The sequence below is a fragment of the Niallia taxi genome (assembly GCF_004005475.1).
Taxonomy (GTDB): Bacteria; Bacillota; Bacilli; order Bacillales; family Cytobacillaceae; genus Niallia; species Niallia taxi.
The window spans coordinates 256,964-269,008 of sequence record NZ_RZTZ01000004.1 but is presented as its reverse complement, the minus strand read 5'-3'; the positions used below and the strand labels follow the sequence as shown (position 1 = coordinate 269,008).

Annotated in this window: 13 protein-coding genes; 3 read left to right on the top strand and 10 right to left on the bottom strand. The window is 33.1% G+C overall.

The window, feature by feature from the left end:
- Window positions 1–605: 605 nt before the first annotated feature.
- Window positions 606–1,244 carry a pentapeptide repeat-containing protein gene (locus EM808_RS12830; protein ID WP_127738602.1) on the top strand — a complete coding sequence of 213 codons (639 nt, stop codon included), beginning with the start codon at window positions 606–608 and terminating at the stop codon, window positions 1,242–1,244.
- 768 nt (window positions 1,245–2,012) lie between these two features.
- On the opposite strand, the gene EM808_RS12825 is transcribed toward EM808_RS12830, so the two are convergent.
- The 5 genes from EM808_RS12825 to EM808_RS12810 form a co-directional block, all read right to left on the bottom strand.
- On the bottom strand, window positions 2,013–2,543 hold the full coding sequence (locus EM808_RS12825; protein ID WP_127738601.1) for a cysteine hydrolase family protein: 531 nt from the start codon (window positions 2,541–2,543) through the stop codon (window positions 2,013–2,015).
- A 121-nt stretch (window positions 2,544–2,664) separates the two neighbouring features.
- Window positions 2,665–3,435 carry a class I SAM-dependent methyltransferase gene (locus EM808_RS12820; RefSeq protein WP_127738600.1) on the bottom strand — a complete coding sequence of 257 codons (771 nt, stop codon included), beginning with the start codon at window positions 3,433–3,435 and terminating at the stop codon, window positions 2,665–2,667.
- 60 nt (window positions 3,436–3,495) lie between these two features.
- Window positions 3,496–4,119 carry a chloramphenicol phosphotransferase CPT family protein gene (locus EM808_RS12815; RefSeq protein WP_127738599.1) on the bottom strand — a complete coding sequence of 208 codons (624 nt, stop codon included), beginning with the start codon at window positions 4,117–4,119 and terminating at the stop codon, window positions 3,496–3,498.
- Between the two features lie 340 nt (window positions 4,120–4,459).
- On the bottom strand, window positions 4,460–4,594 hold the full coding sequence (locus tag EM808_RS29530) for a hypothetical protein (protein ID WP_263642189.1): 135 nt from the start codon (window positions 4,592–4,594) through the stop codon (window positions 4,460–4,462).
- A 208-nt stretch (window positions 4,595–4,802) separates the two neighbouring features.
- Entirely contained in the window at window positions 4,803–5,162 is a 360-nt protein-coding gene (locus EM808_RS12810) for a MerR family transcriptional regulator (protein ID WP_127738598.1), read from the bottom strand.
- 131 nt (window positions 5,163–5,293) lie between these two features.
- On the opposite strand from EM808_RS12810, the gene EM808_RS12805 reads away from it, so the two are divergent.
- Window positions 5,294–6,136: an SDR family NAD(P)-dependent oxidoreductase gene (locus tag EM808_RS12805; RefSeq protein WP_127738597.1), complete on the top strand. Its 843-nt coding sequence runs from the start codon at window positions 5,294–5,296 to the stop codon at window positions 6,134–6,136.
- 123 nt (window positions 6,137–6,259) lie between these two features.
- Here the strand turns inward: EM808_RS12805 and EM808_RS12800 are convergent, their stop codons facing one another.
- Complete coding sequence (locus tag EM808_RS12800; RefSeq protein WP_127738596.1) at window positions 6,260–6,748, bottom strand: hypothetical protein; 489 nt, start codon at window positions 6,746–6,748, stop codon at window positions 6,260–6,262.
- 341 nt (window positions 6,749–7,089) lie between these two features.
- Here EM808_RS12800 and EM808_RS12795 point away from each other — a divergent pair, with 341 nt between their 5' ends.
- Window positions 7,090–7,503 carry a helix-turn-helix domain-containing protein gene (locus EM808_RS12795; protein WP_127738595.1) on the top strand — a complete coding sequence of 138 codons (414 nt, stop codon included), beginning with the start codon at window positions 7,090–7,092 and terminating at the stop codon, window positions 7,501–7,503.
- A gap of 421 nt (window positions 7,504–7,924) precedes the next feature.
- Here the strand turns inward: EM808_RS12795 and EM808_RS12790 are convergent, their stop codons facing one another.
- The 4 genes from EM808_RS12790 to EM808_RS12775 all read right to left on the bottom strand — a co-directional run bounded on the left by EM808_RS12790 (window position 7,925) and on the right by EM808_RS12775 (window position 11,899).
- Window positions 7,925–8,380: a S1 domain-containing RNA-binding protein gene (locus tag EM808_RS12790; RefSeq protein ID WP_127738594.1), complete on the bottom strand. Its 456-nt coding sequence runs from the start codon at window positions 8,378–8,380 to the stop codon at window positions 7,925–7,927.
- 388 nt (window positions 8,381–8,768) lie between these two features.
- Window positions 8,769–9,191: a hypothetical protein gene (locus EM808_RS12785; protein ID WP_127738593.1), complete on the bottom strand. Its 423-nt coding sequence runs from the start codon at window positions 9,189–9,191 to the stop codon at window positions 8,769–8,771.
- Between the two features lie 404 nt (window positions 9,192–9,595).
- Window positions 9,596–10,543 carry a sensor domain-containing diguanylate cyclase gene (locus EM808_RS12780; protein ID WP_127738592.1) on the bottom strand — a complete coding sequence of 316 codons (948 nt, stop codon included), beginning with the start codon at window positions 10,541–10,543 and terminating at the stop codon, window positions 9,596–9,598.
- A 165-nt stretch (window positions 10,544–10,708) separates the two neighbouring features.
- Window positions 10,709–11,899 carry a Ger(x)C family spore germination protein gene (locus tag EM808_RS12775; RefSeq protein ID WP_127738591.1) on the bottom strand — a complete coding sequence of 397 codons (1,191 nt, stop codon included), beginning with the start codon at window positions 11,897–11,899 and terminating at the stop codon, window positions 10,709–10,711.
- Window positions 11,900–12,045: the final 146 nt, after the last annotated feature.

The following is a 12,045-nucleotide window of genomic DNA, read 5'->3' as shown; positions in this document are numbered from 1 at the left end:
AGATATTACTATTCTTTGCATGGTAAACACAGCTCTTAAGAACGACATACTTATCATGCCATACTTAAGTACCCTCTATATGTTGTTCTTGTAAAGATAATAATACAAAAAAATAACAAACGGCTTGAACAGCGGAAAATTCAGGGTTCAAGCCGCATCAGCATACTATTTATAATGATATTCCCAAGGCAAGCAGCAAGGCTCCATCATAAAAAAAAAATTATCGTATCCGTTTCTGCTCGTTTCATCCATTAACCGCCACATTCTAGAGGCATATAGTAATATATCCATATTAAAATGAGGTGATGATACATTGAGATTGTTTAATCTTTTTTTTCGTAAATGTACCATTTGCAAACGAAACACAAAGCCATTACGAGCCTATTATAATAAAGAAGGAAAATTAATTAATGTTTGTCTCCCTTGTTCGGAATATGCTGAACGGAGAGCGTATAGACTTAAAAATTAATGGGATTTCGGGTCATAGTTACTATTATTGAAAACCTTCCCAAACAAAAATATCATTAGCTAGGTAATTTTGAATATGCTATACTTTTCGCTAGTTAACTTCTTAAATATTAATGAAGAGAAAGAAGGTTTACTTTATGAAAATTACAGCACCCAAAATTTCGTTAGAGTTATCTGATAAGAAATTTAGTGATATATTTTACGAAGAAGATCCAATCCTTGAAATGTGTACAATAACAAACTCAGAATTTACAAATGAATCCCTTTATCGCGTCCGCCTTGAGAAAGCTATCATAAAAAATTGCAAATTCAATCATACTGATTTTAGTAATATTAGCATTACCGATGTTCGTTTCGAGAATTGCGATTTCTCTAATGCTAATCTAAGTGGATCTTCTATTCACAGAGTAGAATTCATAAACTGCAAATTATTAGGCACCACATTTTCAGAATCTAGTATTGGCAATGTAAAATTTGAAAACTCGATATTAAATATGGCTGCTTTTGGACATTCAAAGCTAGAAAAAGTAGTTTTTCTAGAAGCAGTTTTAAGAAGTACTGATTTATATGAGTGCAAACTAAAGAACGTGGAATTCGAACTATGCGATCTTAATGGTGCGAATTTTGAACAAACATTGCTAAAAGGAATAGATATAAGTTCATCTAAGTTTGAATCACTTATCATTTCCATAGATAATTTAAATGGCTGTATTGTTTCAACTGAGCAAGCTATCCAGTTTGCATCCTTAATGGGACTAGTTGTTATAAAAAATTAGGATGCTTTAACCTTAAAGAGCCATAAGAAGAATACACTGGTAAAATATTTCACCTTTATAATTTACTATTAAATCCCTCTGTAAAAACGTCATACTCTTTTAATGTAGGAGCAAACGCTGGCTAGCTTTTAGAACTTGCGTGCGTTATAGCTCCTGGCAGTATGGAGGTTCTTTCCTTAATCTATTTTGTACCGTTTCTATTAAGGAATCCCATGATCCATCACTTATTACAAATCACCAAAACCGTTACCAACTATTCACAAATATAAAAGTAGACTCGACATGAACTTTCTACTATACCCACACACTAAATATTAGTGAATAATTTTTTTGGAAAATTTATCAATAATTACTTATTCTTCTCCTTCTTTTTACTAAATAAAAATACTTTTGCAAAACGAATAGGAATATGTAATTCTATTAATAAAAGAGAGAGGGAGAGTGCTCATATGCTTAAATTAGGAGAAAAGGTACTACATTGTTCCGAGAAATACGAAATTGTATACATTTATGATAGCGGTTACGTAGAGATTAAAAAGAATCCGTTTTCTATTAAATTAGTTCATGTTTCTGAAATCACTCCTAGTGGAACTTGCTAGTACATGTGTATTGTTCTTTTTTAAGGAGCTACTTACAACCATTTTTATTTACATAAAAAAAGCTGCTAAAGGCAGCTGCTGAAGGATTTAATACAAAATGCAAGGTTTCAAAAAGTTAATATCCTTTTGCCCATTTTGTTAACGCTAATCGAAAAATATATCGCACACACTAAAATTCAATCTGGTTTGTATCCATAACATTTGCAAACCAATCTTTAAACACTTTATTATGATGCATAATAATTTGCTCCGCAGCGATATTTTGACTGTCATATGTACTATGACCATCTTTAACAATAGTAACGGCAAATCCTTTACTATACGCTTGACGACAAGTTGAGTCGACACATATTTCTGTTTCAAGACCAGCAATCACAAGATGATTAATATCTTTTAACATTAACTGCGCTTCTAAGTTTGTTTGTTGAAAGGAGTCCGGATAATTCTTTTCTATAATAATTTCATCCCCCTTTAGCTCCAAAGAAGGATGAATGGACCAGCCAGGTGATCCTTTTTGACTTGGGCTGCCTAATTTACCATTATGTTTCGTTAGAAAAATAGGGATGTTTTTTTTACGGGCACTTGTTACCAATGACTTAATATTATTTTTAAAATCCTCACTTTTATATAGTGCTTCGGTTCTATTAAAGTCTACAACTTGGTAATCAATAATTAATAATGCCGTTTTGCTTTTTTCCATATGTATCACACTCTAACATCTTTTAATACCCTTATAACAATGGCTTAATGTTAGTATGTAACGAACCTTTGATGTTTATTACTGTATGAAAAGTAAAATATATCATTACATTAATACCCTTTTAATTTCTACCAATTATTATCATGGCATTACCTAATACTTTTTTGTTTAATAAGAGCTTTGGCAAGTTCATTTCATCAGCAAGTTTATAGCTTTCCCATTCAGATATACCATTTTTTCTTAAGTCATTTAAGAGCTTTTTTTGATCTCCAAATATTTTTTCATCTGCAAACAAATCTAAAAAGATAAATTCACCACTTGGTTTTAACACCCGCAACGCCTCTTTTAATACTTCCGTTTTATTGCTTTTATCTTTTACTTCATGAAATGTAAGACAACTTACGAGTAAATCAAATTCAGCATCTTTAAAAGGAAGTACTGCAGCACTTGCTTTTATAAATTCAATTCTATTATAGACCCCTTCTATTTCAGCATTCTGCTGGCATTGTGCTTTAGAATACTCCCAATTACCGCCCCAATAATCAATTCCGGTTAAACAGGATTTAGGAAAGGTCTTTGCAAGCTTAATAATTAGCGCACCACTGCCTGTTCCAATATCTAATATTTTCCCTTCTCCGTCCCAATTCACCTTGGCAACCATTAAATCATGTATTTTTGACTGATAATTTCCTCCGAACGCTGAAAATTGATATAGAGAATAAGTAAGGATAAAGGTAATATAAAAAAACGGCAAGGCTAAAATCCCTGACAGAATTCGCAAAAAAAAAGAAATAGGTAATAATGTACCCAAAAGAAAAAGAAGTGAAATAATTAAAAAAATAAGAAGCTTATAAATTCGAATCCAGGTTTGGTATTTTGCTGTTTTTTTCATGTTATCAGCTGCCTTTACAGATTTCATTTTTTTTAAGGAATAACAGCTTTATTCGATTTCTTAACAGTTCATTTCTGCAATTTTCTTAAATGCTGTTCCATTTGGATTTTTTTCCAAACACGCACCGATTGCAGAAGCACATTCTTCCGAGCTTAATATCGATGTATCCAGTTCCATATCATAAATACCAGGCACGTGAACAGAATCCTGCCATCGGTTTACCGCTTCTGGCACAGCGCCAGCTTCTGTATAACCAGTACCCCAAGTTGCCATTCTTCGTTCCATGATAACATTCACATTACATTTAACACCTATAAATAATACAGGAAGGTGCTTCAAAATCTTAGCACATTTATCCAGAATCCCTCTACTAGTTGCATAATAATCATGGTGCCCAACATCAACGACAACATTAAGCCCTAATTGGCTATGTGCAGCTATAGACTTATACATAGCTTGATACAAAGTATCAATAAGCGGCTCAAGATCAGGACGCTCTCCCCCAGGTCTTAATCCAATCCCTGGTTGATAACGCTCTGGAGTCATTTTCATGAAGTTATCAACACCCAAATTCATCCAGACTCCTTCAAAGGAGTTTTGGATAATCGCTGCTATGCTTGATTTCCCCGACCTTGGAGTTCCATTGAGTATTACGATTTTACCAAGTCTTTTTGAATTTTCCACTGACTACTACCTCCATTTTCAAAGTAATATAGTGAGCTTTTTACGGTATAACTCATAATCAGTCATGCGGATAGTTGAATTGAATAAAGGTTTACACTTCTTTAATTATATTAAATCAGTGGTACAAAGGGAAACCTTGGTTCTATAGCTATAAATTGCAATATCCTGAACCAGATGTTATATTCGCAGGTAACCTCCATTATTGTAACTGGCTGATAAAAAGGGTGTACCATTTCCGGCACACCCTTAGTTTATATAACTACATTCGTTAGCTTATTAATTGTAAAAATTGTAGAGTTAACGTCGTCACAAATTTCAACAACGGAGGTATTTAAACTTTTTAGTTCGTAACAACATCTTTAAAACATATTAAAAGTAATGGTTTATCATCACTACCATTAATAATCATGTGAATCTCAGATGTATGATACTGCTTTAATGTTTGCAGCATCGTTTTTGTATACTCTAAAGACATTTATAGTATCCCCCTTCCCGATTATAAAGGGAAGGTGACTAAGGAAAGTCTGGTAGGACCCCAAATAATATAAAATTTTCTTATTACTTTCACCTTAACATAGGACATCTTAGGAAGTAAAGCAGGTTATGTACCTATTAAGCTGGTCTTTCTAGAGATAGTTCTACTTCCAGCCAAACCACATCAAAAGTAACTTGAGGCAACAATATTATGCTTTCCTCTTAAGCCATGTTCCTTCAGCTAATTTTTCATCAATAAAATCTAAAACAGTCTGTAACTGAGCCATTTGATTTTTTACTTTTTCCTTATGCTGGTGCATTCCAGCTACCATTTCAGGACTCATATTACTAGTTTTTGCAATATCAAGATATAATTTCACTTCATCTAAACTAAGATTTGCTTTTTTCATGCAGGTAATCATTTGCAGCCGTTCAATGTCAGGTTGTATAAAGACTCGATGTTTATTAGGCAGCCGTTTTATCTTGGGAAGTAACCCGGCTTTTTCATAATATCTAATCGTATCAATGCTTAATTTGGTAAGCGTACTTGCCTGTTTAATTGTATACATACGTTTGTCTCCTTTTTATAATGCAATTATAAAACATGGAGTTGACTCCAGGTCAAGCAGAAATCTTTTTATTGACCTGAAGTTAACTCCATGTTCTATACTACATTCATTCACAAATAGGAGGCTATAAAATGATCATTTCAAAAAGAAAAACAGCACTTGTTACAGGGGCAAACAGCGGAATTGGACTTGAGCTGACGAAAAAATTAATGGAAAACGGGTGGGAGGTAGCTGCTTTAATTCGCTCCGAATTCCCACAGGAGGAGCTTAATATCCACCAAAAAATCCGCCACGGAAGCATCCGCATTTATCGTGCCGATTTATCTGATTTCGCAAAAATTAAATCTGCATTGATGCAAATTAAGAAGAATGAAGCGAAGCTAGATGCTCTCTTCAATAATGCTGGAGGCAGTTTCCCTAGTCTTCTCTTTTCCCCGCAAGGACGTGAGCTGCATTATGAAATCCAAACAGTGGTTCCCTATATCATCACAATGGAATTGCTTGATCTTTTGAAACAAGGCGAGCACGGGATAGTTATACAGACTAGTTCAGACGCATTTAAAATGAAGAAGTCCTTTGTAGCGGAGGAGTTGGCGAATCCGTCTAAATTTCAGAAATTAATTGGTCCATATGCAACTACGAAGCTAGCAATCACGTTGTGGACACATGCATTTGCACCAAAACTAAGACAAGAAGGCATAACAACTGTCAGCATTGATCCAGGAAATAACAATACCATGCGAAAAGGCAGAAATGGTGGATTGCCGCTGCTTATCCAGCCGTTCATTAAATTATTTGGTCCCCATCCAAGTGTTGGTGCAAGCCGATTATACGCCGGATTAGAAAGTTCACCTGAAGACGCGGGATTGTATTTCTCAAAAGGAAAGCCTTCGGTATTTCCATTTAAACAGCACGCAGACCAAGTACTTATGCAGGTACAATCTATATATGAAAAGGAATATTTGCCTTTATAATTAAGAAAAACAAGCTTTCTCTACAGCTTGTTTTTCTTGTTGGACGAATGTTTTACTCATAATTAACCACTAAACAAGTTCAACTGTTAATACAAGCTCTTATTATTAATCACGCTTGATTATTTAAAATACTTGATCTTCGAATGTTGAAGTCTCTTGCCAATCTTTTGTGATAACTAGTTCATTTTCATTTGAAACGGTTATTTCCCCTTTTTTCTCAACATTCTCACTGGAGGAATTCTTTATATCTGTTAATTTTAAAGATAAATTGTATGTATAGATTACTGTACCATCATCATTTTCTTTCTTTTTGCTTATATCAGCATTTGTTAACTCAATAGAATGATTAGTATTCTTTGTAAGGTCTGGAGCCAATTGAAAAGTTCTGTTTGCTTCTTGGTCTTCTAAAGCATCCTCAGTAAGATATTCTTTAACCCTTGTTGCAATTTCATCTCCTGTTGGCGTTACTTTAGGGTCTTCTATCTTGTATTGCTCTGTTTTATATTCCTTTAGTAAAGAAAGGACATCCTCATCTTTAATTTCCTCGGTTTTGCTACAGCCCACTAAACTGATAATGAATAAAACTAATATAATTCCTACCCATTTCTTCATATGTTTCACTCCCTTTCCAATTAATGTATACGATCCACTAACAAAATAGTTTCATGGATAAAAGATGGACAAAGGTCATCACTACTAGCAGTGGGACTCAAATATATAAGTAAACAATACGAGTTAACTATTATACAAATTATTCAAACGTGATCTGCCTTAGCCGTTTCAGTTTAAGATTGGACGAGAAAGTTTATCTGCTTCCACTTTTATCATAAATTCGAATAATTAACTTCAAGAAATAAATATTTAGTTCTGTGAAGCGTTAAATTATGTATGAAATTTAACCTGTTATAATATTCTAAAAAATTCTCAATTAAGAACTTTTAGAGGGGGACAACATGAAAAACAAACAATTTGCGGAAGAGCTTGTAAATCGTCTTAAAGAACTTCGGCTCAAAAGGGATTGGACTATCAAATATACAGCTGAAAAGATAGACATAGGAGCATCTATGTATTCTGGATACGAGTCTCAACTTCGTCTACCGCCAATGGAATTATTACCTAAGATGGCGGAAGTTTTTGATACTACAACTGATTATCTATTAGGATGTTCAAAAAAAGATGAAACAACAAGGTTCCCAACAGATATAGATTGGATTCTTTCACAAGAACTTATTAACTATAGAGGAGTTGAGTTAACATATAAAGATAAAGAAAACGTGAAGGTACTATTGGAAATGTTGTTAGGAAATAGAGTGGAAACAATTAATGATGTAAGTTGCCGCAAAGAAGCTAATCAACAATATGATTAGATAGATGATTAATTTACTAAGGAGTCAGGCAGCTATTCACATAAAAGTTGGTATTTGTTAACACTTGCCTATGTGGATACGGAACTTGTTCAATTTCTGATGTTTTTAGTCATTTGCAGACAATTAATTTTCGTTGACTTGAACTGATTGGATTATAAAAGTTTTTGTTTTCTTACTATGTTGTGAATCTCCATCTTATTTATTGCTCAACTCTCCCTAAAAAAGAAAAACCTTTACTTTTCCAAGCAAAAAAAGGTGTACTACCAGTCAGCGGTTGGTTATACACCTTTTCATTTCTTATTTTTACAAGTATCTAGTTTGTTTAGTAACATTTAGCAGGTTTAACTTGTTCTTAAACCTACAAAAGGCATTTAGGATGAATAGTTCACTTTAAAAGAATAGTGAATAAACCGTAACAAGCTTATCCACGTCTTCCTCCTCTTCCCCCTCTTTTACCTTCCGCATTACGTTTAATAGTTGATAAGCTCTCCTCACTACTCTTTAAGAATTGAGAAATCTTATCTTCAAATGTTTCTTTTGGTTTGAAATTCCCTTTAGAACGATCATTGCCTCTTCCGTTAGTTGGACGTGGACGTGGTTTAGAAAACGAAGTTCTTTCTGGTCTTTCAGGTCTTTCTGGTCTATCTACAGTTTGCTTAATGGATAAAGCAAGCTTTCCTTCTTTTTCACTTAAAACCTTAACTTCAACCATATCACCAATTTTAAGATGATCATTAACATCTTTTACATAGTTATCAGCAACCTCACTGATATGCACTAGACCTGTTTTTCCTCCGGGTAATTCAACGAATGCTCCAAAATTAGTGATACCAGTTACTTTACCTTGTAATTTACTACCTACTTCAATTGTTGACATTAATATAATGTGCCTCCTCCATTTATTAAAACAGTTTATTATAACAAAGAAATAGTATAACGTCAAACTCCTCGCATCATGATTAAAAATTCACTATTGCTTAAAACGTAAAAAGAATCGTTACAAAACGAGAAGTTATTTTATTTTCATAAAAAATATACCCTTTCATCGGATTTAATAATCAACTAAAACAAACATACATTAAAGACAAAAAATATTCTAGATAAAAATGCATTTTTCGCCACTTTAGATAATGCCGGTTTATTTATAATCTTGATTTGTAACTAACGCATTGAAATATACATAACAGTGAATGAGATGGAAAGCGAAAATTTTATTCATTTTCAGACCCTAACTACCTAAAAACTGCTACATAATTGCAGCTGTCTTAAGTATACATTTTATATTGATTTAATTTCACTTTAGATAACATCAATGATACATGAAAATAAATATTTGATGCAATGATTCCTATGGTAGAAAATATAATAATCTCTTTAATAAGGAAAGATTGAGTCGAAATAATGAAAAATGTTACACCAGCAAGAATACCAGCTATTGAATACATTCCAAAAGAGAGATGATATTTCACCTTTTTTGATTTGATTTCTATGTTTTTCATACCAATATCAATCAGGAGTGATATCGGTATTCCTATAAAGTAATAAATAGGACTTGCAAAAATAGAAGCAAATAAAATGGACCAAAAGAAACCAAAATCGGGTGTATAGAAAATACAAGAATATATAATTGCAAATAAGATAACAGATAGTGTTGCAGTTAAAAACCTTTTCTTTATTTCACTCTCCATGAATCAAAAACTATTACAATAAAAAATCCGATAAAAAGTTACATAACTATTGTATCAGACTAATGATTCTATAGTAAGTGGCTGTTTTAAACTCCGCCATCTATAATCCTGTCCTGTTTGTGAAAGCAGACTGGTCTTTATTTACAGGATTGCTGTCCTGTTTCAATCCGTAAGCTAGTTTTTCATTTATTATATATTGATGATACGATAGTAATACAGGTTCCTTAAAAATTTTATGTCTTACACTTACTTTAGGATTAGTCTCCCATATACTAATCTAATCAAGGGAGAAATATATGTTATACGGCTCCTCAGAAAATGACTTACGAAAAAACCCAAGCGAAATAAGCCCCCAAACAGGGACTTTTTCCGAGCAAGTCATAGAAACATTTGAATATAAAAAGTTAAAAGTACCGATATGTATTTTTACCACTTGCTTTTGCCCGATATAAAGCATTATCGGCTTTTTTTAACAGGTCATCGAGCGATTGCTTTTCCCTTGAATATGTAACTATGCCGATGCTTACGGATAAGCGGAAATCCTTTATGTGAAAATCCCAAGAGGATAAGTTCCGAATAAGCGCATTGGCTATATCTTCTACAGTTTCTTTGTTAATATTACTTAAATTAACAATAAACTCATCCCCGCCTAAACGAAAGACAGCCCCATTTAGCGTGCTCTGCTGAATGACATTTTCTATTCTTAGTGAAACTTCCTTTAAGACAAAATCGCCAGCCTCATGTCCTAGCTGATCGTTAATCTTTTTAAAACCATCTAAATCCATAAAGAAAATGGTTCCCTCTTTTTTTGTATATTGATTAAAAAATCTTTCCAGAAAATATCTGTTATAACAACCAGTTAAATGGTCTCTGTAAGCCATACTTTCTAATTCTAAGTAGTACGAAAACATTTTTGCCAGCTTTTCGATTAACTTTATGCTATTACTGTTAAACGTTGTAGCACTCTCCTGAACGGCACATATGGTTCCAAAGACTTCTCCATTTCTTAGAATTACCGGTACGCCCAAATAAGCATTTACATTTGTCGATTGATAAGTATTTTTTATATCCCCTAAACTCTCTTCTTTGCTTATATCTTCATAAACTAAAGCCTTTCCCTCGGTAAAATTAATCCTTGTACAAATTGCGGATTGGAGCGGAATAATGGCTCCTTCATTTATATGAATTTCCTCCTTATTTTCAGCAACTTTTAAGATGTGCTGTTCCTTATCTGTAAATGCACTTAAGAACAAAAACCCCTCGGGTAATATCTCTTTTGCTAATGCAAGAATGTCTATAGCAAGCTCATTAAAGCTATCGTAGAACTGATATTCTTTTAGAATTTTTTTCATGTATTTAAACTACCTCTTACCTTCACACAAAAATGAAGGGTCCTCTTTGTTTTTTTTATATACTTATCATAACTTTTGGATGAATCTTTGATAGCAATCAGAAAGTCACCCTTTCCTTCTATTAAAAACTCATGATGTAATTATTCCCCAAAAATAATATATACTTTATTTATTCTCTATATAACGTTCTTTTCTTAATCCGCTTCTTTTAATTTCTGAATTGAAATCAACATGCATTTTCGCTTTTGCATATCCATCATCCCAAGTATCTTTATATTTTTTGAAGTTTTTATAATCCTGTTCTCTTAATAAGTCACCTAATCCAAAGATATCCGCGTTAAACTCTTCTTTCGTTTTTTTTATAAATTCTTTTATCTCTTTTTCCATTGTTTTATTTATTGATAATTCAAAGCTTTCGAATGCACCTGCATTACCTAACTTTGTTAAACATTCAGTACCATCCAGTATTCCTTCTGTCTTTATCTTTATGTAAAAATTCGGTATACCTTTTACCTCTTTAGCAGTAATCTTAGTAGTAGAATGGGTTACACGATATTCAAACTTTTTTTTCTCATCTACACATTTGGCGTCAATAGATGTACTTTTTATTTTACCTTGGACAAAGAGTAAATCGCGTACTTCATATAGTGATGCATACCCTGCTAGCTTTCCATTTTTAAATGCTGCCAAAGAATTTACCTTTACTTGATTATCAGGGGCTTCACTTTTTAAATTTTCAATATTCCCCCCCTTTTTGGGATCCCCAATTAATTGGACTGCAGGTAGCACTGGAGCCTGTCCTTCTGAATTATAAATTCGAGTATAATCATTTAACTTAATATCTGGAGCTCCTCCCCAGTCCTTTTGCATTGTAGTTAATTGAGTAAATAATTTAAGCGAAGGACTTTTTTTATACATATTATTTACGTTCAAAATATCGCCTGCTTTTCCTGTTCTTGCAATAACGATAAGAAAGTCATCTCTAATTTGGCGATTTCGATCAAAAAAATCCATAAAATCTAACATTCCATCCTTGGCCAGTTCTTCACTAATAACTAAAACTCTCATATGAGAATATATTGGAATAGTTGCATTTACAACGTTAAATTTAGAAACAAGTTCCCCGATTGTATTCCCTTCTAAAGAAGCAACATTCGATGAGGCTAAACCAGTTGCTGTTAGAGCCGTCATCTCTCTTGCCTCTGTAGTTTCAATAGTAAGCTTATATTTAAATGACTCCCCTTTATCAACTGCCATGCCTGTAACAATAGAAGTCTTCGCGAGTTCATTCCTGTCCCAGCAACCAGTTAAAAGGAGTAAGAGACATAGTAGTAAAATACATTTTAAAAAGTTCATTTCCAAACTCCTCTAGGATAAATAGTAAGCTTTATACTATTATTTGAAACTTTGGTGAAGACTACTCCCTTATAAAATTACTTCTTACATAGAATCATGAGAAAATTGTTCTTCATTTGTGTCCTTATAAGTTTTTTTATATACCT

Excerpts from the sequence above, each read along its gene's own strand:
- EM808_RS12790 (WP_127738594.1), bottom strand. The coding sequence starts at position 8,380 with ATGTCAACAATTGAAGTAGGTAGTAAATTACAAGGTAAAGTAACTGGT.
- EM808_RS12810 (WP_127738598.1), bottom strand. The coding sequence starts at position 5,162 with ATGTATACAATTAAACAGGCAAGTACGCTTACCAAATTAAGCATTGAT.
- EM808_RS29530 (WP_263642189.1), bottom strand. The coding sequence starts at position 4,594 with ATGTCTTTAGAGTATACAAAAACGATGCTGCAAACATTAAAGCAGTAT.
- EM808_RS12785 (WP_127738593.1), bottom strand. The coding sequence starts at position 9,191 with ATGGAGAGTGAAATAAAGAAAAGGTTTTTAACTGCAACACTATCTGTT.
- EM808_RS12800 (WP_127738596.1), bottom strand. The coding sequence starts at position 6,748 with ATGAAGAAATGGGTAGGAATTATATTAGTTTTATTCATTATCAGTTTA.
- EM808_RS12825 (WP_127738601.1), bottom strand. The coding sequence starts at position 2,543 with ATGGAAAAAAGCAAAACGGCATTATTAATTATTGATTACCAAGTTGTA.
- EM808_RS12830 (WP_127738602.1), top strand. The coding sequence starts at position 606 with ATGAAAATTACAGCACCCAAAATTTCGTTAGAGTTATCTGATAAGAAA.
- EM808_RS12780 (WP_127738592.1), bottom strand. The coding sequence starts at position 10,543 with ATGAAAAAAATTCTAAAAGAATATCAGTTCTACGATAGCTTTAATGAG.
- EM808_RS12805 (WP_127738597.1), top strand. The coding sequence starts at position 5,294 with ATGATCATTTCAAAAAGAAAAACAGCACTTGTTACAGGGGCAAACAGC.
- EM808_RS12795 (WP_127738595.1), top strand. The coding sequence starts at position 7,090 with ATGAAAAACAAACAATTTGCGGAAGAGCTTGTAAATCGTCTTAAAGAA.
- EM808_RS12775 (WP_127738591.1), bottom strand. The coding sequence starts at position 11,899 with ATGAACTTTTTAAAATGTATTTTACTACTATGTCTCTTACTCCTTTTA.
- EM808_RS12820 (WP_127738600.1), bottom strand. The coding sequence starts at position 3,435 with ATGAAAAAAACAGCAAAATACCAAACCTGGATTCGAATTTATAAGCTT.